This window comes from Desulfosporosinus sp. HMP52 (assembly GCF_000765145.1).
Lineage (GTDB): Bacteria > Bacillota > Desulfitobacteriia > Desulfitobacteriales > Desulfitobacteriaceae > Desulfosporosinus.
Map to the genome: position 1 here is coordinate 1 of NZ_JMGA01000080.1, position 22,415 is coordinate 22,415.

The 22,415-nt window shown below is 41.6% G+C and carries 19 protein-coding genes, 13 tRNA genes and 1 rRNA gene; 27 read left to right on the forward strand and 6 right to left on the reverse strand.

Translation table 11 applies throughout. From position 1 onward, the window contains the following. The 15 genes from DP73_RS23755 to DP73_RS21760 form a co-directional block, all read left to right on the forward strand. Positions 1 to 96, forward strand: a 16S ribosomal RNA gene (locus DP73_RS23755); the annotation flags it as partial. Positions 97 to 286: 190 nt separating this feature from the next. Continuing rightward, positions 287 to 362, forward strand: a tRNA-Glu gene (locus DP73_RS21695). Between the two features lie 59 nt (positions 363 to 421). After that, positions 422 to 497, forward strand: a tRNA-Asp gene (locus DP73_RS21700). A 16-nt stretch (positions 498 to 513) separates the two neighbouring features. After that, positions 514 to 597, forward strand: a tRNA-Tyr gene (locus DP73_RS21705). 8 nt (positions 598 to 605) lie between these two features. Beyond that, a tRNA-Gln gene (locus DP73_RS21710) sits at positions 606 to 680 on the forward strand. Positions 681 to 688: 8 nt separating this feature from the next. Next, a tRNA-Lys gene (locus DP73_RS21715) sits at positions 689 to 765 on the forward strand. 6 nt (positions 766 to 771) lie between these two features. Continuing rightward, a tRNA-Gly gene (locus tag DP73_RS21720) sits at positions 772 to 846 on the forward strand. 5 nt (positions 847 to 851) lie between these two features. Continuing rightward, a tRNA-Arg gene (locus DP73_RS21725) sits at positions 852 to 928 on the forward strand. A gap of 15 nt (positions 929 to 943) precedes the next feature. Then, positions 944 to 1,019 (forward strand) — tRNA-Thr (locus DP73_RS21730). Positions 1,020 to 1,025: 6 nt separating this feature from the next. Further along, positions 1,026 to 1,110: transfer RNA gene (locus DP73_RS21735), tRNA-Leu, on the forward strand. A gap of 14 nt (positions 1,111 to 1,124) precedes the next feature. Continuing rightward, positions 1,125 to 1,215 (forward strand) — tRNA-Ser (locus DP73_RS21740). Between the two features lie 10 nt (positions 1,216 to 1,225). Then, positions 1,226 to 1,300 (forward strand) — tRNA-Asn (locus tag DP73_RS21745). A 1-nt stretch (position 1,301) separates the two neighbouring features. Then, a tRNA-Met gene (locus DP73_RS21750) sits at positions 1,302 to 1,378 on the forward strand. Between the two features lie 5 nt (positions 1,379 to 1,383). Then, positions 1,384 to 1,457: transfer RNA gene (locus DP73_RS21755), tRNA-Gly, on the forward strand. Between the two features lie 160 nt (positions 1,458 to 1,617). After that, positions 1,618 to 2,151, forward strand: coding sequence for a (4Fe-4S)-binding protein (locus DP73_RS21760; RefSeq protein ID WP_165574446.1), 534 nt, complete (start codon positions 1,618 to 1,620; stop codon positions 2,149 to 2,151). Positions 2,152 to 2,244: 93 nt separating this feature from the next. Here the strand turns inward: DP73_RS21760 and DP73_RS21765 are convergent, their stop codons facing one another. Beyond that, positions 2,245 to 2,955, reverse strand: a complete 711-nt coding sequence (locus tag DP73_RS21765; RefSeq protein WP_034602486.1) for a 4Fe-4S binding protein — start codon at positions 2,953 to 2,955, stop codon at positions 2,245 to 2,247. A gap of 99 nt (positions 2,956 to 3,054) precedes the next feature. On the opposite strand from DP73_RS21765, the gene DP73_RS21770 reads away from it, so the two are divergent. From DP73_RS21770 to mscL, 7 genes are all read left to right on the forward strand, one after another. Further along, positions 3,055 to 3,750, forward strand: a complete 696-nt coding sequence (locus DP73_RS21770) for a Crp/Fnr family transcriptional regulator (RefSeq protein ID WP_034602487.1) — start codon at positions 3,055 to 3,057, stop codon at positions 3,748 to 3,750. A gap of 190 nt (positions 3,751 to 3,940) precedes the next feature. After that, positions 3,941 to 4,534: a rubrerythrin gene (gene rbr / locus DP73_RS21775; protein ID WP_034602489.1), complete on the forward strand. Its 594-nt coding sequence runs from the start codon at positions 3,941 to 3,943 to the stop codon at positions 4,532 to 4,534. Positions 4,535 to 5,027: 493 nt separating this feature from the next. Next, entirely contained in the window at positions 5,028 to 5,420 is a 393-nt protein-coding gene (locus tag DP73_RS21780; protein WP_034602491.1) for a PaaI family thioesterase, read from the forward strand. A gap of 16 nt (positions 5,421 to 5,436) precedes the next feature. Beyond that, positions 5,437 to 6,132: a hypothetical protein gene (locus DP73_RS21785; RefSeq protein ID WP_128751462.1), complete on the forward strand. Its 696-nt coding sequence runs from the start codon at positions 5,437 to 5,439 to the stop codon at positions 6,130 to 6,132. 291 nt (positions 6,133 to 6,423) lie between these two features. Next, on the forward strand, positions 6,424 to 9,096 hold the full coding sequence (locus tag DP73_RS21790; protein WP_034602497.1) for a calcium-translocating P-type ATPase, PMCA-type: 2,673 nt from the start codon (positions 6,424 to 6,426) through the stop codon (positions 9,094 to 9,096). A 209-nt stretch (positions 9,097 to 9,305) separates the two neighbouring features. After that, positions 9,306 to 10,055: a type I methionyl aminopeptidase gene (gene map, locus DP73_RS21795; RefSeq protein WP_034602500.1), complete on the forward strand. Its 750-nt coding sequence runs from the start codon at positions 9,306 to 9,308 to the stop codon at positions 10,053 to 10,055. 335 nt (positions 10,056 to 10,390) lie between these two features. Further along, complete coding sequence (gene mscL, locus DP73_RS21800) at positions 10,391 to 10,816, forward strand: large-conductance mechanosensitive channel protein MscL (protein WP_034602503.1); 426 nt, start codon at positions 10,391 to 10,393, stop codon at positions 10,814 to 10,816. A 10-nt stretch (positions 10,817 to 10,826) separates the two neighbouring features. Here mscL and DP73_RS21805 read toward each other — a convergent pair whose 3' ends face one another. Next, positions 10,827 to 11,744, reverse strand: coding sequence for an RluA family pseudouridine synthase (locus DP73_RS21805; RefSeq protein ID WP_034602505.1), 918 nt, complete (start codon positions 11,742 to 11,744; stop codon positions 10,827 to 10,829). Positions 11,745 to 11,905: 161 nt separating this feature from the next. On the opposite strand from DP73_RS21805, the gene DP73_RS21810 reads away from it, so the two are divergent. The 5 genes from DP73_RS21810 (at position 11,906) to queG (ending at position 17,552) form a co-directional block, all read left to right on the forward strand. Beyond that, positions 11,906 to 13,024, forward strand: coding sequence for an aminopeptidase (locus DP73_RS21810; protein ID WP_034602507.1), 1,119 nt, complete (start codon positions 11,906 to 11,908; stop codon positions 13,022 to 13,024). A gap of 132 nt (positions 13,025 to 13,156) precedes the next feature. Then, the gene (locus tag DP73_RS21815) at positions 13,157 to 14,038 is read left to right on the forward strand and encodes a diacylglycerol kinase family protein (RefSeq protein ID WP_034602508.1); all 882 of its coding nucleotides are present in this window, start codon (positions 13,157 to 13,159) and stop codon (positions 14,036 to 14,038) included. Positions 14,039 to 14,051: 13 nt separating this feature from the next. Then, positions 14,052 to 15,662, forward strand: a complete 1,611-nt coding sequence (locus DP73_RS21820; protein ID WP_034602509.1) for a CCA tRNA nucleotidyltransferase — start codon at positions 14,052 to 14,054, stop codon at positions 15,660 to 15,662. Between the two features lie 172 nt (positions 15,663 to 15,834). Then, the gene (locus DP73_RS21825; protein WP_034602510.1) at positions 15,835 to 16,482 is read left to right on the forward strand and encodes a flavin reductase; all 648 of its coding nucleotides are present in this window, start codon (positions 15,835 to 15,837) and stop codon (positions 16,480 to 16,482) included. Between the two features lie 26 nt (positions 16,483 to 16,508). Next, complete coding sequence (gene queG / locus DP73_RS21830; protein WP_034602511.1) at positions 16,509 to 17,552, forward strand: tRNA epoxyqueuosine(34) reductase QueG; 1,044 nt, start codon at positions 16,509 to 16,511, stop codon at positions 17,550 to 17,552. A gap of 20 nt (positions 17,553 to 17,572) precedes the next feature. Here queG and DP73_RS21835 read toward each other — a convergent pair whose 3' ends face one another. From DP73_RS21835 to DP73_RS21850, 4 genes are all read right to left on the reverse strand, one after another. Next, positions 17,573 to 18,061: a flavodoxin domain-containing protein gene (locus DP73_RS21835; RefSeq protein WP_034602513.1), complete on the reverse strand. Its 489-nt coding sequence runs from the start codon at positions 18,059 to 18,061 to the stop codon at positions 17,573 to 17,575. 302 nt (positions 18,062 to 18,363) lie between these two features. After that, on the reverse strand, positions 18,364 to 19,530 hold the full coding sequence (locus DP73_RS21840) for an aminotransferase class I/II-fold pyridoxal phosphate-dependent enzyme (protein WP_034602515.1): 1,167 nt from the start codon (positions 19,528 to 19,530) through the stop codon (positions 18,364 to 18,366). Continuing rightward, a complete protein-coding gene (locus DP73_RS21845) occupies positions 19,527 to 20,024 on the reverse strand; it encodes an Lrp/AsnC family transcriptional regulator (protein ID WP_034602516.1) in 498 nt (165 codons plus the stop codon). Before DP73_RS21845 ends, DP73_RS21840 begins: the two co-directional genes overlap by 4 nt. A 185-nt stretch (positions 20,025 to 20,209) precedes the next feature. Beyond that, the gene (locus tag DP73_RS21850) at positions 20,210 to 22,129 is read right to left on the reverse strand and encodes an aconitate hydratase (protein ID WP_034602520.1); all 1,920 of its coding nucleotides are present in this window, start codon (positions 22,127 to 22,129) and stop codon (positions 20,210 to 20,212) included. Positions 22,130 to 22,415: the final 286 nt, after the last annotated feature.

A 22,415-nucleotide genomic window follows, 5' to 3' on the forward strand; every position in this document is an offset into this window, starting at 1 on the left:
TTCGTCGGCAGCGTCATATTGGTATAAGTTACAGGAATTGGGGTGAAGTCGTAACAAGGTAGCCGTATCGGAAGGTGCGGCTGGATCACCTCCTTTCTAAGGAGAACGGTTTAGAGCTTAGGCTTTAAACGAACATCCTATTGGTCGATTCTTTCTGAGGATGAGGTTGAAAAACCAAGTTCGATGTAAAGATCAATAACGAGTCGCAAGACTCACGCCGAGGGATCGGCAACTCATTGGAAACAGCTGTTGTTTAGTTTTGAGAGACTATTTATCTCTTAATAGTGGCCCGTTGGTCAAGCGGTCTAAGACACCGCCCTTTCACGGCGGTTACACGGGTTCGAATCCCGTACGGGTCACCAATAACGCTTAGTAATTCATTTTTTAAAGTGATGGACTTACTAAGACTTTAAAATGACTAGGCCCCGTGGTGTAGTGGTCAACATGCCTGCCTGTCACGCAGGAGATCGTCGGTTCAAGTCCGATCGGGGTCGCCATTAAAAAGTAGGTTTTGGGTAGGTGGCCGAGTGGTTAAAGGCGACAGACTGTAAATCTGTTCCGCGAGGTACGATGGTTCGAATCCATCCCTGCCCACCATTATACATTGGGGTGTCGCCAAGCGGTAAGGCACCAGACTTTGACTCTGGCATTCGTAGGTTCGAATCCTCCCACCCCAGCCATAAATTATGGGCCATTAGCTCAGTCGGCTAGAGCACCTGACTTTTAATCAGGGTGTCCCGCGTTCGAGTCGCGGATGGCCCACCATAATTCGCGGGTGTAACTCAGTGGTAGAGTGTCACCTTGCCAAGGTGAAAGTCGCGAGTCCGAATCTCGTCACCCGCTCCAAAAATGCGCTCGTAGCTCAGCTGGATAGAGCGTCTGACTACGAATCAGAAGGCCGGGAGTTCGAATCTCTCCGAGCGCACCATACTAAAAATCACATGCCGTTGTAGCTCAGTTGGTAGAGCGTATCCTTGGTAAGGATAAGGTCACCGGTTCAATCCCGGTCAATGGCTCCAGCTAATGCGGGAGTGGCGTAATTGGCAGACGCGCACGTTTGAGGGGCGTGTGGGTAACTCCGTACGGGTTCAAGTCCCGTCTTCCGCACCAAAAATGATTGTTTTGGAGAAGTACTCAAGTGGCTGAAGAGGACGGTTTGCTAAACCGTTAGGGTGGGTAACTGCCGCGAGGGTTCAAATCCCTCCTTCTCCGCCATAAAATATATTCCTCGATAGCTCAATGGTGGAGCAACCGGCTGTTAACCGGTAGGTTGTAGGTTCGAGTCCTACTCGGGGAGCCATGGCAGGGTAGCCAAGTGGTCTAAGGCAAGTGGTTCATACCCGCTCATTCGAGGGTTCAAATCCCCCCCCTGCTACCACACCTGCGGGTGTAGCTCAATGGTAGAGCACTAGCCTTCCAAGCTAGCTACGTGAGTTCGATTCTCATCACCCGCTCCATAAGAATTTAACCGCACTTTAAGTGCGGTTTTTTGCGTCTATACTTATTCAGGCAATCGGTCCCAAGACCATTTACAATAAAAAAATAAGGTAAATTAAGGGTAGTTATGATAGAATTAGGTGAATTTATATGAATAATTGTTGAAGGGAATTAAGTTCTATGAAAGAATATAGAAATGAACATATCATAGTTCACTGGTATCCGGAATTGTGTGCTCATCCTGGGACGTGCTTGAGGCTTTTGCCAAAGGTGTTTAACCTTGAACAACGTCCCTGGGTTAACGTGGATGCCGCAGAACCCGAGGAAATCATCAGGGCTATAGATCAATGTCCCTCAGGCGCTTTAAGATACTCCCTGCCCAAGGGTTCGAAAGTTAATGCGCAAAGGGCTAATGGTGTTGGCAATCTTAACTATGAGGATAGGAATCCATCAGAAGTTAAGATAAAAGTATGTTCGAACGGGCCGCTTTTGGTTGAAGGTTCGGCTCTTCTAATAGGGATTGATGGGAAAGTGTTAAAGGAAGGCGGTCGTATAGCCTTATGCCGCTGCGGATTTTCCGAAAACCGCCCCTTTTGTGATGGAGTGCATAGTAAGAAAGGATGGGTTCCTGATAGAAACATTCGGGAAAATGACATGGACAACATCGGAAGTGGTAACCAGCTCTTATCTGAAAAAATGGGAGAAAATCAATAGGGATTTCCAAGTACAGAAAATGTAGAGTACGAATCGGCCAATCTTATAAAGACCCACAGGACAATTTGCTGTGGGTCTTATAACTCTTATTTACTATTCTTCGATAACCCTTCCGTCCGTTGATATGGTAACCACATTCCAAGGGATAAGTTTTTCACAGTTTATAAGTGCCTTCTTTACGGCTTGAACGATACCACCACAGCAGGGAACCTCCATTCGTAAAACTGATAGACTTTTGATTTCGTGCTGTTTTAATATGGCAGTAAGTTTTTCAGAGTAATCGCCATCGTCTAACTTCGGACAGCCTATCAAGGTGATCTTATTGTGCATGAACTTTTGATGGATATTTGGATAGGCAAAAGCTGTACAATCTGCTGCTATTAGTAAATGAGCGTTATCGAGATAAGGTGCGGTTACAGGAACTAATTTTAGCTGGCAGGGCCACTGAGCGAGCTGTGATTGCGTGCTTTCTGATGGAACTGGAGTAGCATTATCCTGTTTGTTAACAAGTAGTTTGGCATGAGTACCCGGACAACCGCATGGAGTAGGATTGGCAGGCTGTTGTTTCTTTTCTATATGTTTCTTGACAGCTTCCTCATCGTACTCTACGGTTTCTCTTTCCTCAAGTATAATAGCTTTCGTAGGGCACTCAGGCAGACAGTCGCCAAGACCATCACAGTAGCTTTCGGATATGAGGCGAGCTTTGCCCTCTATTAACTGTAGAGCACCTTCATGACAGGCGTTAACACATAACCCACACCCATTACACTTTTCTTCATCTATTTTGATAATTTTTCTTAACATTATTATTCCCCCTGTTTAATTGTTATTTGCAGGTTCATTATATTACAATGATAGATACAAAATCGGTATCTGGAGATACAGAATAGGCCGGTGAAGACGATGTTAGAAAAATACTTTGACGTGATCGTAAATGTAAGTTTATTTTACGGTATTGAGAGAACGGGCATTGCCAATATGCTGAATTGTTTAAAGCCGAGAGTAGGAATCTATAAAAAGGGCGATTATATCGTCACCAGTGGTCAAACCTATGAAAATGTTGGAGTAGTCCTTAAAGGAACCGCGACAGTTAGTAAAGAAAGTATTTCAGGAAATAGAATTGTAATGACTCTATTAAAGGAGAGAGATATCTTCGGTGAGATAGTTGCATTTTCGAGTATGACGACATGGCCTGCAACGGTTCAGGCCCAGGAAGCTTGTGAGATTCTTTTCTTACCAAGGAATAAGATTGTCGGGGATTGTGATCAGATGTGCAGTTGGCACAGGATTTTTATACAAAACTTTTTAAGAGTAATCTCTGAAAGAGCAATAGTATTGAACAAAAAGGTTGAATACTTAACGATAAAAAGTATCCGAGGGAAAATATGTTCTTTTTTACTTGAACATTACAACAAATCTGGAAGCAAAGAAATAGAATTAGCGTTAAATCGCAACGAACTGGCGGATTTCTTAAATGTTTCTCGACCATCTATGTCAAGGGAAATGAGCAAAATGAGGGAGGAGGGAGTTATTGATTTCCACTTGTCAACTTTTAGAATCATAGATTTACAAGCCTTAAAGGCAATGAGTGAACTGTAAATAAGAAAGTTTTTTCCATTCATAGAAACAAAATGTATAATTTTGTATTGACGTATATGTTATTTAAAAATATAATGTATTTGTAATAATTTTAAATACGCCGTTAGTTGGTGTAGATGAATAAAGTTATTGGAAGGCGTTTACTATTAGCAGCACTAGCTTAAAGAAAACAAAGTGAGGGGTTTTTTGGATGAATAGTTTAAAAGGGACTAAAACTGCTGAGAATCTAATGAAAGCATTTGCAGGGGAATCTCAGGCACGTAACCGTTATACTTATTACGCATCAGTAGCGGATAAAGAAGGGTATAAGCAAATAAAGAACATATTTATTGAGACTGCCGATAATGAAAAAGAACATGCAAAAAGATTTTATAAATTTTTGTTAGCTGGTTTCCAGAATGAACTTCCTGCCACTCTAGAAATAAGTGCCTCTTTTCCTGTTGCTCAGGGTACAACCCTAGACAATTTGTTGGCCGCAGCAAGTGGGGAAAATGAAGAGTGGAGTGAATTATATCCGGAATTTGCCAAGGTCGCAGAAGAAGAAGGCTATCCGGAGATTGCCCTTGCCTTTAAGATGATTGCTGAGGCTGAGAAACGGCATGAAACCAGATATAATAAACTGGCTCAGAACATCAAAAATGGCAAAGTATTTAAGAAAGATGGAAGTAAACTTTGGAAGTGTGGAAATTGCGGCTATGTTCATGAAGGAACTAGTGCACCTGACGAATGTCCGGCATGCATTCATCCGCAAGCTTACTTTGAAGTTTTTGAAGAGACTTATTAATTTTAAACTCTCGCATGCGCTCGTTTAATCTTTGTGTTTCTTTAACTGACCAGAGGATATCTAAAACCCCCTAAAGAAGAAGGCTCTGACCGTTCTCTTTAGGGGGTTCGCTTTATACATAAATGCCTATCTTATCCCATGTGTACAATTAGATTAGTTATTCCAACAACAAGCAGAGAGAATATGATGGTTCCGCCAATAATAATTAGGTTTTGTTTTTTGGTATTAATTTTATGCCACAGCAAAGAGATCCCTCCGAATACATAATCTTAGTCCATAGTAACATTCACTAAATTGAAAAAGTATAGACAGTTAGTCCCAAGAGTATGGGACTAAAGACCTATTAATTACAGGCGTATTCATGAATCTGATTGCTACTCTTGTGGAAAAAATCTATACTTAGAGGTGTAACCTCAGATCTGAATATAAGAGCTACTTGTTTCGGAAAAAGGTTGAATGCTTTATTAATAGTTTGACAGGGGAGAGAACCGTCATGGATAGTGATCTAATGGAACTTATGAAAAATGATAGGTTTGCAGCCTATGTAGGGATAGAGATAATAAAAGTAGAGCCAGGCTATGCTATAACCCAGATGGAAATTTCGGATAAGCATCTAAATGGTGTGGACATTATCCAAGGAGGCGTAATTTTTACTTTGGCTGATTTTGCCTTTGCGGCTGCTGCCAACGCTACAGGTAATGTTACCGTGGCAATAAATTCTAATATATCTTACTTTATGGCCTCAAAAGGAAAGTCCTTGATAGCTGAGGCCAAAGAACTTTCTAGTTCTAAAAATATTGCTAATTACAATGTGGATGTGTTTAATGAACATCGAGATCATATCGCCAGACTGAGTATAACAGGTTATAAGAAACTCAAACAATGAACCTGTGGGGGTAAGAATTATGGATAAATATGAAGAGGTTCTTAATGAGTTTAACCGGGGGCGCCTCAACGAAGAAGCAGTGAATATAGAAAAGATACATTTTTATAAAACTGATAAACGTATTAACCCTAAACAGGAGGAGCCCTTTTGGTTCAATGTTGGGGATTTGCCTGTTTTAGTTTCGGCACCTCATGCTGTAAGACATTTTAGGCAAAAGAAGATAAAAATGTCCGACCAATTTACAGGTTCTATTGTCTATCTATTACATAAGCTTACTGGTTGTCATGCCATAGCAACAACTAAGCTCTATGGAGGAGATCCCAATTCTGATGATCCTTGTATTTACAAAGAAAGAATCTCTAATTTTTGCGTCGCCAACAAAGTGAAATTCATTTTAGACATTCATGGTGCTGCTAGAGAAAGAGAGTTTGACGTTGATTTAGGAATTAATTACGGAAAAAATCTTTTGGGCAAAGAAAACATAATAGAAATTATTGAAAAAAACCTACGAAACTATGGGTTGTCGAAGATATCCTATGATTATTTTGCTGCCTCTGGGCCCAACACGGTGGCTAATTACGCAGCCCGGGAATTGGCTATACCGGCGGTTCAGTTAGAGATTAACAAACAATATAGGGTACCTGCACAAAACCCCCATGGATTTCATCGACTAATAGGAGCGTTGTTTAGTAGCATAAAGGAATTGACCTAGAATTCTAAATCAAGAATATTTGACAAGCTATCCTATTTGAGGTACACTGATCTTGTTAAGAGGGAGTAGTTTAATTACAAAGGCAACATACCCGGTAAGGTGACTTGCCTGTCTTTGTAAGCCGATTTCGGTAACGAGACTTTTAACATGGCCATTAGGCTATGTTAAAAGTCTTTTTTGTTTATTATATAAACACGTTGCCAAAACAAAGTAAGGAGTGGTTATTTCGTAAATACTATAGAATACTAAAACTAGATATGAGATGAAAATTAAAACAAGGAGGACTATGTTATGGATTATTTCCGAAGGGAAGTTGCAGAAGTCATCTCTGAATTAAAGAGTAATGAAGAGATGGGTCTATCAGCGGCAGAAGCTGATATTAGAATCCAACGGTATGGGAAGAACCTTTTTACTCCTAAAGAAAAGGAAAGTTTTTTAAAAAAAATATTTGAAAGTTTGAAGGAGCCCTTGATTCTCATTCTCTTGATTTCAGGGTTAATATCCTTAGCTATGGGCCACATTGTAGATGGCATCGGGATTTTTGTTGCCGTACTGATTGCGACCTCAATTTCAATTATTCAAGAAGGCAAATCGGATAAAGCTTTTGAAGCATTATCTAAGCTAAGTGAAGATGTCCATGTCAAAGTTGTCCGTGAGGGAAAAATCGTTCTCCTAGCACAAAGTGAACTGACAATTGGAGATATTATCCACCTGGAAACAGGTGATAAGGTTCCTGCGGACGCTCGTGTCATTCACGCATCAAGTTTAGGGATCGACGAATCTATGCTCACGGGAGAAGCTGAAGCGGCTTCTAAAAACACTCTGAAGATCGAAAGAGAAAATTGCCCTCTGGCTGAACGTAAAAATATGCTGTATTCAGGGACTATGGTGCTTGAAGGAAGAGCCGTCGCGATTGTAACATCAATTGGCGATGGAACTGAAATGGGCAAGATTGCTGACGAATTAAAAGGTGAATTGACCTCTGAAACTCCGCTTCAGCAAAAATTAGCTGATCTGGGCAAAAGAATTTCGATAATTGGATCGGTTGTAGCGGCTGCAATCTTCCTTTTCGAAGTTTTCAAGATGTATAACCAGGGTATCTTGGTGTTTGATAATCTAAGTGCTGCCCTTCCGGGAATTAAAGATGCCTTTGTTACTTCTGTAGCCCTTATCGTTGCCGCTGTGCCTGAAGGATTGCCGACGATGGTTGCCATTACCTTAGCCTTCAATATGCAAAAAATGGCTAAAAATAACGCCTTAGTGCGCAAACTTATTGCTTGTGAAACCATTGGATCTGTAAATGTTATTTGCTCAGATAAAACCGGCACATTAACAGAAAACAAGATGACAGTCGTTGAAGTTTGGGCGGACGGTAAAGAGATTGCAGTAGATCAGCTGCGAAATGAAGAAATGCTGGAGAATTTCTGTCTTAACTCTACAGCTGATATTTCTAAAAAAGATGGAAAATATGAGTTTTTAGGAAATCCGACGGAATGCTCTCTGCTGGTATGTGCTGACAAGAATAATATTAACTATCTGCATTATCGCAAAGAGCACAGTGAGCCTGTGAGTGAATACAATTTCACCTCTGCTCGAAAAATGATGTCCATTGCTTATGAAACAACGAAGGGTTATAGACTCTATACCAAGGGTTCCCCAGAAAAGGTACTAAGCATTTGCAATCGGATTCTTTATAAGGGTGCTATTATCCCTTTGACTCCAGAGCATATTAAAGAGATTGAAGCAAAGATAACTCAGCTTCAGGATAATGCCAGACGGGTGCTAGCCTTTGCCTTTAATGATTTTAGTGAAGAGCCTCAGTGGGAAGATATTTATAATGTGGAAAAGAATTTAATATATACGGGATTCGTGGGAATCGAAGATCCGTTGCGTTCCGATGTGAAAGAAGCAATTACTAATTGCCGGCAAGCTGGCATCTCTGTCAAAATCTTAACAGGAGACAACATTAACACTGCTAGAGCTATTGCTACTCAGTTAGGAATTGTTAAGCAGGACTCCTTGGTATTAGAAGTTACTGACATTGATGCTATGAGTGATCAAGAGTTGAAAACCAAGCTACCTAACATTGTGGTAATCGCTCGTTCTAACCCAACGGCAAAAATGCGAGTAGTAAAGCTTTTACAGGAACTCAATGCCTCTGTGGTTGTCACAGGTGATGGTATTAATGATGCACCTGCTTTAAAGGCCGCTGATGTTGGAGTTGCCATGGGAATAGCAGGCACAGAAGTCTCTAAAGAAGCTTCGGATATAGTATTGTTGGATGACTCTTTTTCCACAATTGTTAAGGCAATTAAGTGGGGGCGCGGTATTTACGAGAATTTTCAGCGCTTTATTCAGTTCCAGCTCACGGTCAATGTCGTGGCCTTTGTCACAGTGATCTTGGCAGAAGTTATGGGGTATGCAATGCCTTTTACCACCTTACAATTACTCTGGGTAAATATTATTATGGATGGTCCTCCGGCCTTAACATTAGGCTTAGAGCCACCGAGAGATCATCTGCTTGAAAAGCAGCCGATTAAGAGAAATGCTTCCATTGTAACTAAAGATATGCTGTTTAAAATCGTTTCTAATGGTCTGTTTATTGTAACAGCCTTGATCCTGCTCATGGACACTCAATTACTTGGCGGGACTGCGGCACAACAATCGACGATCGTGTTCACTTCCTTCGTACTCTTCCAGCTGTGGAATGCCTTTAACAGTCGAGAGTTTGGGTCAAGGAGCATCTTCCCAAATCTTCTTAAAAACAAAATGATGGTAGGGGTTGTATTTCTAACTTTCCTCGTTCAGGTTCTAGTAACACAGTTCGGTGGAAATGTCTTTAAAACCGTACCTCTTGACTTGGCTATATGGTTTAAAATTATTGGATTCACATTCAGCATTATAATCTTTGGTGAACTGTTAAAACTTGTTATGAAAGTTTTTCAAGGTGGATCTAAAGAATAATTTACGGTAATAAAGTCAATAGCCACAATCCTTGAGAAGGAATTGTGGCTATTGCATTTGTGAAGCATGTTTGCATGCGCTTTCTATAAAGTATTATAATAGGTATTTGGACAGACAATAAATCTGCAGGTTCCGATATACTAGACAAATTCGAACGGGAAGGCTCAAAAGTTAGTTAACAAAATGAGTTTTCTTGAGGAGGTATAAGATTGGTTATCATCAAAACTGAGAAAGAAATTGGATATATGGCGGAAGCAGGAAAAATCCTGACGGCTTGTCACAAAGAAATCCGTTCCATAGTTCGGCCTGGAATGACTACCTTGGAAATTGACGAATTTGCCGAGAATTTTATTCGTTCCCATGGTGCAACTCCGGAACAAAAAGGATATAAAGGGTATCCATATGCTACCTGCGCTTCAGTCAATGATGAGATCTGTCACGGATTTCCGACCAATAAGCCTTTGAAGGATGGAGATATTGTAAAAATTGATATGGTGGTGAATTTGAAAGGGTGGCTGGCAGACTCTGCTTGGACATATTCCGTGGGCAAAATATCGCAGGAAGCAGAAAGGCTGTTAAAGGTTACGAAAGAATGCCTCTATCTTGGAATAGAGGCTTCGATTATCGGCAATAGAATCGGAGATATTTCCCATAGCATACAAACTCACGCAGAATCAGAGGGCTTTTCTGTTGTGCGAGACTTTATGGGACATGGGATTGGCCAAATAATGCATGAAGATTTGCAGGTTCCCCATTATGGTCGACCCCATAGAGGAGAGCGGCTTCGAGAGGGCATGGTTTTTACCATCGAACCTATGATTAACTTGGGAAGATTTCATTTGAAGATTGACTCTAATAGGTGGACGGCCAGAACTATAGATGGCAGTCTTTCAGCTCAATATGAACATACTATTGCTGTAACTAAGGATAAGCCCTTAATTCTAACTGAACAGGACTAAAAAGACCTAAAAAGACCTAAAAAGACCTAAAAAGACCTAGACATTAGACCTTCCAACGCTTTCGAATAATAATATATCTTAGCATAAACCAATTTCTGAGTTTGGAAATTCGCCATAGAACTTTTGAAAATACATCCATTTGTTATCAACCTCCTATTATGATCTTGTCTTATGTTCCCCAAATTTGATAAAACCAAACATTTTTAATTACAAGGTCATTATTTTTGTTGTGAATGATTCGTGAATTACAGTAATTGCTGAAATATTTAATAAAAAAATAGACACTTTTATAATATCGGTTAAGCTAGTAATACCAATTTAAAAGGAGTGGTATTATGAGCGTTATCAATGAATTTAAAGAATTTGCCACAAAGGGAAACGTTGTGGACCTGGCCATTGGGGTTATCATAGGCGGGGCCTTCGGGAAGATTGTCTCATCACTTGTAGCCGATATTATTATGCCTCCTCTAGGAGTTATAGTAGGAGGCATAAAATTCACAGATATTAAACTAAAACTTAAGGATGCTATTTTTGACGGGTCAGGAAATGTCACTCAGGATGCCGTTACCCTTAACATAGGTAATTTCATTCAGACAACCTTTGACTTCCTAATTATTGCAGGTTCGATCTTTTTAATCATCAAACTAATCAATTCTCTGAAGAGGGAAGAAAAAAAGGAAGAAGCCGCAGCTCCATCAACTCCAAGTATGGAAGTACAGCTTCTTATGGAAATTAGAGATTTGCTCAAGAAACAGAACTAGCCTGGATATATCAATTGTCAGCATCCAAATCTCGCAGCTTGATTAGTAATAAGCGAAGATCCTTAGGAAAAGGTGCTCGAATTACCATGGGAAGCCTAGTTGCAGGGTGGAGAAAGGCATACATTGAAGAGTGTAAGGCATGACGAGAGAGAAGTGTATGAGTCCCACCGTACAGATCATCTCCGAGTAATGGATGTCCGAAGCCTTCACAATGGGCTCGAATTTGATGGGTGCGACCGGTCTCCAAGATGAATTCCAGAAAAGTGACATTAGTATACCGATGGAGAACCCGGAAAAGTGTACGTGCCGACATACCATCAGCTTGGATCTGACGCTTGATGAAGCTATTCGGTGCAAATCCAATGGAAAGATCAATAAGTCCATTGTCTTCCTCGACAACCCCTTCAACAAAACCGTGGTAGCGTTTATGGATATGCCCTCTCTCTAACTGCCAAGCAAGTTGTTGGTGGGCGAATTGGTTCTTGGCTATAACAACAACTCCGGAAGTATTCCGGTCAATTCTGTGGATGGGACGGAAGAGCCGACTTTCTCCTTTGCGTTCCCAATGACCAACAACAGCATTGCCTAAGGTGTTTATTGGATAGCGGCGGTTGGGGTGGACGACTTGTCCAACAGGTTTGTTGACGGCTAGCATGTATTCATCCTCATAAAGAATATCAAGAGGCAGATCTTCGCCTTGAATATTGGCTTCTTCACTGGAAAAAAGCTGAATGGATAGGGTATCCCCTTCTTTTCCTCGGGCCGTTAAATAAGAAAATTTCCCATTTACCCAAACCCGTTCGCCTTGTTTCAAATGCTGTAGTAATTTTACCGAAAAGTGAAACTTATGACGTAAGATTGCCATATATTTTTGACCGGAGTCTTCCGCTTGTAAACGATACTCCCAAAGATCGGGTGGTGTATTCATAAGTCCTCCCAGTTCATAGTTCGGATTCTCCGGAATTAAAGATAAAAAATAAAGAGTAAAAACAGATCGAGTGTACATACTTTTAAATAATAGTAAAAAGGAAAATTATGTTGTGTGCAGAATAGTAATAAGATTGAAATGAGTGCTAAGGAGGCCCTAACGTGAGAGATTCTCGCATAGAAAAACTTGCCGATTCCTTGATTAATTATTCCATTTCTCTTCAGCCGGGCGAAAAAATTCTTATTGAAGTGATGGGTCCGGATATTCTACTAGCCCAAGCCTGCGTCCGTTATGCCTATCGAGCTGGTGGAGTTCCGTTTTTATCTAGTATTAATCATACCCTACTACGGGAACTATTAAAAGAACTCTCAGTGGAACAAGCTGAGGCAATGACTCGTTGGGATCGAGGGCGTATGAAAGAAATGCAGGCCTATATTGGCATACGGGGCGGAGATAATGTCAATGAATGGTCAGATGTGCCTAATGACTGTATGAAAATATATGCATCTTATTATCAAAAACCAGTTCATTCAGAGCAGCGCGTACCCCATACTCGCTGGTGTGTATTGCGGTATCCTAATGCTGCAATGGCTCAGTTGGCTAACACAAGCATAGAAGGATTTGAGGACTTTTATTTTAAAGTCTGTAATTTAGATTATTCAAAGATGTCAAAAGCTATGGATCCCTTGAAAAAGCTGATGGAGAAGACGGATCGAGTGCGCATAGTTGGTCCGGGAACCGATTTAGAGTTCTCAATAAAAGGGATGCCTGCAATAAAGTGTGATGGTCATCTGAATATCCCGGATGGAGAAATCTTTAGTGCTCCTCTCAAAGAGTCCGTCAATGGGCGAATTAGTTATAATACACCTTCACTTTATCAAGGTTTCACCTATGATAATATTGTTTTAGAATTTGAAAAGGGAAGGATTATCAAGGCTACTGCGAATGATTCAGATCGTATCGAATCCGTTTTTAACACTGATGAGGGAGCGCGATATGTTGGAGAGTTTGCAATAGGTGTTAACCCTTATATTAGTACTCCTATGAGAGATACACTTTTTGACGAGAAAATTGATGGAAGCTTTCACTTCACTCCAGGATCTTGTTACGATGAGTGTAATAATGGGAATAAATCTGCCATTCATTGGGATTTGGTCTGTATCCAGAGACCTGATTATGGCGGGGGAGAAATTTTCTTTGATGATATATTAGTTCGAAAAGATGGGCGCTTTGTCTTACCCGAGCTTGAAGCCTTAAATCCGGAAAACCTAAGAGGCTAGAGTGAATCGGAACACCCACTTACAAGAAGTGGGTGTCTCAAGTTAAATAAAAGAATTAAGACATTATCTTACAATAATTATGAAACTAAAGTTCATTAGATATTCAATTAGCAAGGAGTCGATTATACGTCCATGAACGGGAAACGATTGCGTTTAGTTTATAATCCCTATGCAGGTCGAAGAAAATTAACTGCCCAACTAGATACCGTAATTCGAATCTTCCAGGAAAGTGGCAATGAGGTCTGTGTACATAGGGCTTGCTCCCCAGAAGATATGGAAGAAATAGCATTTCAAAGCAGAGATGTGGATCGATTTGTCATTGCCGGTGGAGATGGCAGTATTCATCAGGCTTGCAATGGGTTGCTTAGAATTCCGGAGGATCAACGTCCGGCGTTAGGTATTCTACCTGTTGGAACTGCGAATGATTTAGCTTATGCGTTGCGGTTACCAAAAAGTATTCCTGAAGCGTGTAAGGTAATCGCCAAAGGAAATGTGTTTAGAATGGATACCGGACAAGTCAATGATCGATATTTTGTTAACGTAGCCAGTGCAGGTCTATTAACAGACGTATCACAAAAAGTGGATACTCGTGTTAAAAACACACTTGGACAATTAGCTTACATTCTTAAGGGGATTGAAACACTCCCTTCCTTTCGACCATTTCGTATTGAGTATGAGAAAGATGGGCAACCCTATATCGAAGAGGTAGTATTATTGCTGGCTGTGAATGGCCACTCAGTTGGAGGGCTTAGGAAGCTTGTGCCCAAAGCTTCACTTACAGACGGATTGCTTGAAGTGCTAATTGTGCCGGCCTCGGGCTGGCCGGAAACAATACGATTGCTATTGAATGTTTTGCGGGGAGACAAATCAAGTTCTGGAAAGATCAAAGAATTCCAAACTAAAGAACTTAAGATATCTACAGACCGCCCTATTCAATCGGATTTAGATGGAGAGTACGGACCGGAGAGTTCATGGGCTATTAAGATCGGGCCCAAAATTTCCGTGCTTTGCTAATTGGAGGGATTTCATGATCGGAACAGCTTTTCAACAGGAGGTCTTGAGAAAACTAAGTGATCTTAGCCCTGTCTATATTATAGGCGGAGCTGTTCGTGATTCACTCTTAGGATTTCCCTCCAAAGATCTTGATGTTGTTACGATAATACCTCTTGATCAGATCGTAAATAAATTATCAGATTGGGGATATAAACCACATACCATTGGGGTTCATCAGCCAACGGTGAGCTTATTTCAAGGTAAGGACAGACTTGATATTGCAACCTTTTCCGGAGATTTGGAAAAAGATGCTCTGCGCAGAGATTTCACCATAAATGCAATCTTTCAGGATGTGAAAACCGGAGAGATCAAAGATCCCCTAAATGGGCTCCAAGCCTTAAGGGAAAAAAGATTGGAGTCATGCGGAGAAGCAGAAGAACGTTTCCAAGAAGACGGAATCAGGATTTTGAGGTTAATTAGGTTTGCCGTTCGCTATGGTTTTGACATCGCTCCTGATACTTGGCAAGCCGCAGCCAAGCAAGTTTCACTCCTTAGAGGAGTAGCGTTAGAACGAGTAACGGAAGAATTAGCTAAGATTCTTATGCTTGAGGAAATCGAAAATGCTTTAGGACTTCTTGATGACTTAGGATATTTCAAAATGTATATCCCTGAGCTTGCCAGGCTGAAAGGTCTTATTCAAAATCAATATCATACCAAGGATGCTTGGGATCATACCCGTAGGGTAGTAAAAAATGCCCCGCCGACAGTATTATTGCGACTGGCTGCCCTATTACATGATATTGGAAAATGGGAAACGGCTAGTCGTGAATGTTATACTTGGGGGGAGATTAAGCCGGCAGCAGGAGGCTACTCAGTCAATGAGTTCAACCTGATAGGAAAAAATCTGAAACGTTGGTTACATATAAATGTAGAAGTTCACGGCGGAAGATTGGACAATTACCCTGATACAATCGTTGTAAAACGAATTAAACCTGTACTAACCTTACCTAAAAAACACTTTGAAATGGTCTTGAACGGAAAACGACATTTCCTCCAGCATGAAAGGGAAAGTGCTCGTTTGGTTAAAGAATTCCTAACTAGGTTTCGCTGGAGTATGGTTTTACCTGGAGGAACCAATGGTGAACGAGAACTTCATTTTTTGGTAGGGCATCATATGCAAGGAACCTTAACCTTTATGAGTGAATTGAAGGGCGAGATACATAGTCCTAAAACTCGCCTGAAAGCTCGTCGTTTTGCTTGGGAAATTGGCTGGGATGGGCAGAGTTTTAACTCACAAAGGGTGGAGAATCTCCTAACTCTATGGAGGGCAGATTTTCTCGGCGGTAAGCAGGATTCCGAGGAGAATCTATACCGTCTTGAAGGGATACAGAGTGAAATTCGATCTGCCTGTACTTTTCTCAAAGAACGTGCGGGCCTCTTGAATTGGAAATCCTTTGAGGGGTTTGCCCGTGAGAAAGGACTTGAGGCTGAGCAGTTCGGTCAATTCAAAGAACAGGTTCGCAAGCGAGTCATGTTTGATGATAAGTATAGTCTGACAGATTTGCGGTTTCTGGAGAAAGAATACAACTTTTACTGTAAATCCGAATCATCGGCTTGGAATAAACACAAACCCAGATTAAAGTAAAAAGTTGACTCCCGCCCTAAAACATTCTTAATTGAGTATTGTACTTGAAAGTAAAGGATGTTCCCGGAAAAGTCTTGCCTTAAACTTTGATTAGAAGATTAAGGTTGACCTGGATAAATTACTAAGTTATAATTATTATTAATAAATCACAACACAGAGGAGGATGTTTTTCATGGAAAAGAAGTGGCGTTGTACCGTTTGTGGGTATGTACATACTGGCGAAAATCCGCCGGAAATCTGTCCGGTTTGTGGAGTTGATTCGACCTTTTTTGAACTAGTCACTGAGGAGAAGGATGTTACTCCTCCAACCTCAGGTGTTGTGGCACCTAAGCCGGTTACTTCTCAGTTAGATAAACCTGCGGCAATTCGTCAAGCTCTCTACCGAATCTCCTATGGCCTGTTTATTATAACAGCCCAGGCTGATGGAAAGGACAATGGACAATGTGCTAATACATGTTTTCAAATCACCTCTGAACCGGCCAGAATTGCAATTGGAATCAATAAGCAAAACTATACTCATGAGCTGATTCAAAAAAGTGGCAAGTTTGGTGTTTCAGTACTAAGCCAAACCGGTCAAGACTATGCCCGTGGGTTTGGATATCGCACGGGTCGGGAGGTTAACAAGTTTGAAGGGGTAGCAGTTCATCGAGGAGAATCGGGAGTTCTGCTGCTGGATGATGTACTTGTAACCATGGAAGCAACGGTAACGGGTCAATTGGATGCAGGAACCCATACTCTCTTCCTAGGGGATGTCACGGCAGGGGAAATTCTGCAAGAAGGGGATCCCATGACCTATGCGTTTTTTAGGGCCTCGAAGTAAATTTGCTTACATCAAGGAGAAGGCCCATGGATTTGCATGAACAGCTGCACTGGAAAAAGATGATAGTAGGATGGGCAAGGGAGTTGGGTTTTGTCTCCGTGGGATTTACCACTGCGGAACCTATAGAAGGTTTAGCTCCTATCCTACAAGCTCGCGTTGATCAGGATTTGGCGACACCTTTTGAAGGTAAGGAGATCCAACAAAGGATTGATCCCCAAGCCGTTTGGCCTGATTGTCAGACGGTTGTTGCCTTAGCCTATCCCCTCCCCTTTACGGTATCTCCACAAGAGGGGGAGGGTGTGATTTCCCGCTCAGCTGTGGGGGAGGACTATCATCGGGTGGTTCTTCGAAAAGTGCAGGAGCTAATTGACACTATGGTCAATAACAATTGGTTGGGGCTATGTCGCTTTCAAGTTGATACTGGCCCCTTAGTTGAGCGGGCATTTGCAACACGAGCGGGGATTGGCTGGATCGGCCGGAATCAACAATTAATTATCCCGGGAGTCGGATCTTTTGTTACACTGGCCCTCCTTCTTCTAGATCAAGAACTGAGGCCGGATGACCCTCTTGTTCTTCAGCTATGCGGAAATTGCCAAAAATGTGCTACTTCATGTCCGGCACAAATTATTGGCAGGGAACCTTTTTCGGCTAACAAATGTGTCTCTTATTTAACTCAGAGTAAAGAGTTGCTTACTTCCGAGGAGATTTCTTGTCTGGGTCTCCAAATCTTTGGCTGTGATGTTTGTCAAGAGGTATGTCCCCATAATCAAAAATGGTTGGAGGAGGAACAGACTTCTTTAACTGCTGATGATTCCTCATCTGCTGCCCGGCCTGCACTCAGGAGAAGCGTAGATTTAATCGAAACTCTTAACTTGACTAAAGGTGAATTTGGCCAACGATTTAAGATAACTGCAGCGGGATGGCGCGGAAAGGGAGTTCTCCAGAGAAATGCATACTTAGCGCTAAGAAAGATTGAGGAAACTAGTGCTAAGCAATGGATCAACGTCCAGACATTAGCTAGGGCAATTCCGCTTAGGGTATTACCTTATGTAGAGAGAGAACAAGAGTAGGCGAAAGCTTGCTTGGTATCTTAGGGAGTAACTGCCTGGTTAAACTTTTCGGCAAATAGCCTGATTTCGTTAAGATTAAGCTGAGAGACATCGCTGGTTACGCCGGCGACTTTTTTTACGATTTGTCGCTCTAGAAAATTCATTTTGGATATAAGAAATTCTCCGCCAAATAGACCCTTCGCCCTTGAATGATCTCTCAATTCCTTGGAGTATGTTGCTTCAAATTGGGATACAGCTTTATCTCCCTCAAACATGCAGCAAAGAAACAGGCCCAGTCCCTTTGAAAGCAGTTCAGTTTGGTTTTGTTTGAGAAATTGCTTTACTCTTGATTTGGCAGACCCTGCATAAATAGAGCTGCCAATTATGACTGAATCATAGTTGGTTAATTTGGGGTTAGAAAGCTTTTTTAAGTTGATTAATTCCACCTCTCCCTGAAGTTGTTCACTGAGGATTTGAGCAGCTTTTTCTGTTGTACCATGAGAGGAGGAATAGATGATTAATGTTTTCAAAATGATTTCTCCTTCTTTTAGAGGATTACAGAACCCTAATTTATAAATTCTACTTTAAGGATAGATCAGTTATCTTATTCGCATCATTATATAATATGCTTAATATCTTGGAAAGCAAGAAAGAGAGAAGGGGACAGAGTCAGTAAGAATAACTCTATAAATAAAATAAATGCGAAATAGGCACTGAATGGGTAAGCGTTCGTGCCTATCTTGCATTATATTTACTCCATGTTATGAAAAATACCATCGATGGTCCAGATGAAAATAAATGAAAATATTTGAAAGTGGAATAATCCTAATTGCTAAATATTTAATCTGCGTTCTACAAAACTGGAAATACGCTTAAGTGCTTCCTGAAGCTGTTCCATAGAATAGGCGTATGAACAGCGAATATGTCCTTCTCCCGAGGGTCCAAAGGCAGTCCCCGGAACAACTGCGACCTTTTCTTCCTTTAAAAGTTGTTCAGCAAATTCTTCCGAAGTTAGTCCGGTCTTTGAGATATTAGGGAACACATAAAAAGCTCCTAAAGGCTCAAAACAGTCCAGACCCATTTGCCTAAAGCCGTGTACTAATAAACGACGCCTGCGATCATAAGCAGTGACCATATCGTTTTTAGCTTCAGTTGCTGAGCGCAAAGCTTCAATGGCGGCAAATTGTCCCATGATCGGAGCGCAAAGCATAGTGTATTGATGAATTTTGGTCATTCCTTGAATCAGGTCGGGGTGCCCTGCCACATATCCAATTCTCCATCCGGTCATGGCGTATGACTTTGAGAATCCGCTCACAAATAGTGTGCGATCTTTCATTCCAGGTAAACTGGCAAAGGAGACATGGGTTTGATCATAGGTGAGGTCGGAATATATATCATCAGCAAGGACGAGAAGATTATGCTTACTTACAAAGTCAGCGATAGGCAGCAAATCCTCACGATTCATGATTGCTCCGGTTGGGTTATTAGGATAGGAGAGTACTAAGAGTTTAGCCTTTGGAGTATACACTCGTTCTAATTCCTCGACACGCATACGAAAATCATCTTTAGCATAAGTAGGGACATAGTTCACACTTGCTCCGGCTAATATAGCGCAGGGGGCATAGGAAACGTAGGACGGATCAGGTACTAAAACAACATCACCAGGTTCTAGTACTGCACGCATTACAAGATCCACCGCTTCACTTGCTCCAGAGGTAATGAGAATTTCATGATGAGGATCGTATGAAAGATCCAGGGTTTTAGATAAATGGTGTGATAGCTCTTCCCTTAATTCAAAAAGACCGGCATTACTGGTGTACATGGTCTGTCCTTCTTCAAGTGAGAAGATGCCGCTTTCTCTGACAGTCCAAGGAGTAACAAAATCCGGTTCTCCTACACCTAATGAGATGACATCTTTCATGGTTGCTACAAGGTCAAAGAACTTGCGGATACCTGAGGGTGGCAGGGTTGCAACATGGGTTGCCAAATAATTGTTCATGGTGACACCACCAGACGTTGTAGAGTCTCTTCTTCGCCCATAAGCTCTATTCCATCTTGCTTATAGCGACGAAGTACAAAGTGGGTTGCAGTACTTTGTACATGTTCTAATGAAGCTAATTTTTCTGCTACAAAGAGGGCAACATCTTGCATGGTTTTTCCTTCAATCAGAACAGATAGGTCATATCCTCCTGACATCAGATAAAGTGCTTTAATTTCCGGGTATTTTTGCAGACGTTTGGCAATCTTATCAAAACCATATCCCCGTTGGGGTAAGACTTTGACTTCAATAAGTGCGGATACTTTATCATCGCCCGTTCGATCCCAGTTAATCATGGGTTGGTAGCCGACAATTACTTTTTCCTTTTCCCAATCACAGATACGCTTTTCAATATATTCCACCGTTAAGCCGGTTTGAATAGAAAGCTCTTCAGGTTTAAGTCTACAATCTTGAGCAATGAGTTTGAGCAGGGTACGATCCTTATCACTGAGCATTTTAATCCACCTCTTTTATTTATACTTCAAAAAACAAAACTATTCCTGTATTCTGTATACATTTTTGAGCATAATTGCAACTAAGGCCATGGCCCCAAAATAAGACCATAACCATAGTTGCTTCTAATATATAACACATCTTAGCATGTTTTTATTTATTATAAAAGATCAAATAAGAAGGTCTGTTAAATTGCAGCCCTGGTCGAGTTAAGAAGTCCGCCTGCCAAAAGGATTTTAGCTTGACGTTCTGTAAGATCGTGTTTAACCCAAACTGGCTTTGAGTCGTTATCTAACGTAATAGCAAAAGGCTCTGAGGTTTTTACAGACTGATGCAGACCAGACAGGTGCAAGGTCATACCGGCGTTTAGACGGTCTAAGTCGTTTTCATCGACAAAGGTAAGAGGAAGGATACCAAAATTTATGAGGTTAGCACGGTGAATGCGGGCAAAGCTCTGGGCTAAAACAACACGAAGCCCTAGATACATAGGTGCTAGAGCAGCATGCTCTCTGCTTGAGCCTTGACCATAATTGTGCCCGGCGATAACCATACTTTGCTTGTGGGCTTTGGCTTTTTCGGCAAACTGAGGATCGATCTTGTGAAAAGTAAATTCAGAAATTGCCGGGATATTGGAACGAAGGGGGAGGATTTTCGATCCTGCTGGCATGATATCATCGGTTGTAATATTATTGCCTAGTTTTAAGATGATTGGCAGATCAAGGGAATTATCGAGAGCAGGAGCAATTGGGAGTGGCTGAATGTTTGGTCCGCGCCGAATTATTGTATCGGGATCACCGGGAGGAATAATCATGCTGTCATCAAGACGAAAGCGTTCCGGGAACTCAACTTCGGAGGAAAGCCCCAGAGTCCGGGGATCAGTGATGAAGCCGGTGAGGGCAGAGGCTGCTGCGACTTCAGGGCTGGCTAAAAAGACTGAAGCATCTTGAGTTCCGCTGCGGCCTAAGAAATTTCGATTAAAGGTTCGGACAGAGACTCCTTTCGAGACTGGAGACTGCCCCATACCAATACAGGGACCACAAGTCGATTCAAGGAGACGTGCTCCACTATCGAGAAGATCAGTTAAGGCACCATTGCTGGAAAGCATGCTCAATACTTGACGTGAACCTGGGGAAATAACTAAGCTTACATTTGGATGAACATGCTTACCCTTCAGAATTTCACGAACTCTCATTAGATCCTGATAGGATGAATTTGTACAGCTTCCAATCGCTACCTGTTGCACAGCAGTTTCAGCATGATCACTTACAGGAACCACGTTATCAGGGCTATGGGGCTGGGCGATGAGGGGAACCAGAAGAGATAGATCGATTTTCAGCTCTTCGTCATAAGTGGCATCTTCATCTGCAGATAAGGGAATATAGTCTTCCCCTCTGCCTTGTGCCTCAAGAAAGCGAAGAGTTTGTTCGTCACTTGGGAAAATCGAAGCAGACGCACCCAGCTCAGCACCCATATTAGTTATGGTAGAGCGTTCAGGAACAGTAAGGGTTTTTACTCCCGGCCCGGCATACTCAATTATTTTACCGACTCCACCTTTTACAGAAAGGATTCGGAGTACTTCCAAGATAATATCCTTGGCAGAAACCCATTCGGAAAGCTTTCCTGTCAGCCAAACCCGCAGGACTTTAGGGCTGGGAAGGTAAAAGGCTCCTCCACCCATTGCTACAGCAACATCAAGCCCCCCTGCACCCATAGCTAGCATTCCCATTCCACCGGCGGTAGGAGTGTGGCTATCTGACCCGAGGAGTGTTTTGCCTGGTTTAGCAAAGCGTTCCAGATGAACTTGGTGACAAATTCCGTTTCCGGGGCGGGAAAAATAGGCTCCAAACCGTGCCGCAGTGCTTTGCAGGAAAGCATGATCATCAGCATTTTCAAACCCTGTTTGGAGTGTATTATGATCTATATAACTTACCGAACATTCGGTTTGTACTCTAGAAAGGTTCATGGCCTCAAACTGTAGATAAGCCATTGTACCTGTAGCATCTTGGGTAAGTGTCTGATCAATACGCAGCGCTATTTCATTTCCGCTTGCTAAATCACCGGAAACTAAGTGAGACGAGAGTATTTTTTGAGCTAAATTTTGACCCATGATAATTCCTCCTTTGAAGTTGGTATTAACTTTACCAAAAACAAGAGGAAACATCTAGGGTTTTCCTAGATGTATACAAAATATCTGGGTACCAGCTATTGATTTTTCTGAATTTTAATTTTTACAATTAATAGTTGTTCTACATGATGAAACCTTAAGAGTAATTGTGTGACTTTTATTAATTTAAGGCTTCAATGACAAGTTTCGATAGATTTAAGGTTGGGTTTGTCAGATTTTCAGGTTATAATAGTTAGGATAGTTGATTAAGTGATTCTTAGCTTCAGAT

What these genes read in the sequence shown, in the direction of transcription:
- rbr (WP_034602489.1), top strand. Translation starts at nt 3,941, where the DNA reads ATGAATAGTTTAAAAGGGACTAAAACTGCTGAGAATCTAATGAAAGCA.
- DP73_RS21825 (WP_034602510.1), top strand. Translation starts at nt 15,835, where the DNA reads ATGGAAAAGAAGTGGCGTTGTACCGTTTGTGGGTATGTACATACTGGC.
- DP73_RS21770 (WP_034602487.1), top strand. Translation starts at nt 3,055, where the DNA reads ATGTTAGAAAAATACTTTGACGTGATCGTAAATGTAAGTTTATTTTAC.
- DP73_RS21805 (WP_034602505.1), bottom strand. Translation starts at nt 11,744, where the DNA reads ATGAATACACCACCCGATCTTTGGGAGTATCGTTTACAAGCGGAAGAC.
- DP73_RS21840 (WP_034602515.1), bottom strand. Translation starts at nt 19,530, where the DNA reads ATGAACAATTATTTGGCAACCCATGTTGCAACCCTGCCACCCTCAGGT.
- DP73_RS21790 (WP_034602497.1), top strand. Translation starts at nt 6,424, where the DNA reads ATGGATTATTTCCGAAGGGAAGTTGCAGAAGTCATCTCTGAATTAAAG.
- DP73_RS21815 (WP_034602508.1), top strand. Translation starts at nt 13,157, where the DNA reads ATGAACGGGAAACGATTGCGTTTAGTTTATAATCCCTATGCAGGTCGA.
- DP73_RS21760 (WP_165574446.1), top strand. Translation starts at nt 1,618, where the DNA reads ATGAAAGAATATAGAAATGAACATATCATAGTTCACTGGTATCCGGAA.
- DP73_RS21845 (WP_034602516.1), bottom strand. Translation starts at nt 20,024, where the DNA reads ATGCTCAGTGATAAGGATCGTACCCTGCTCAAACTCATTGCTCAAGAT.
- mscL (WP_034602503.1), top strand. Translation starts at nt 10,391, where the DNA reads ATGAGCGTTATCAATGAATTTAAAGAATTTGCCACAAAGGGAAACGTT.
- queG (WP_034602511.1), top strand. Translation starts at nt 16,509, where the DNA reads ATGGATTTGCATGAACAGCTGCACTGGAAAAAGATGATAGTAGGATGG.
- DP73_RS21820 (WP_034602509.1), top strand. Translation starts at nt 14,052, where the DNA reads ATGATCGGAACAGCTTTTCAACAGGAGGTCTTGAGAAAACTAAGTGAT.
- DP73_RS21780 (WP_034602491.1), top strand. Translation starts at nt 5,028, where the DNA reads ATGGATAGTGATCTAATGGAACTTATGAAAAATGATAGGTTTGCAGCC.
- DP73_RS21850 (WP_034602520.1), bottom strand. Translation starts at nt 22,129, where the DNA reads ATGGGTCAAAATTTAGCTCAAAAAATACTCTCGTCTCACTTAGTTTCC.
- DP73_RS21765 (WP_034602486.1), bottom strand. Translation starts at nt 2,955, where the DNA reads ATGTTAAGAAAAATTATCAAAATAGATGAAGAAAAGTGTAATGGGTGT.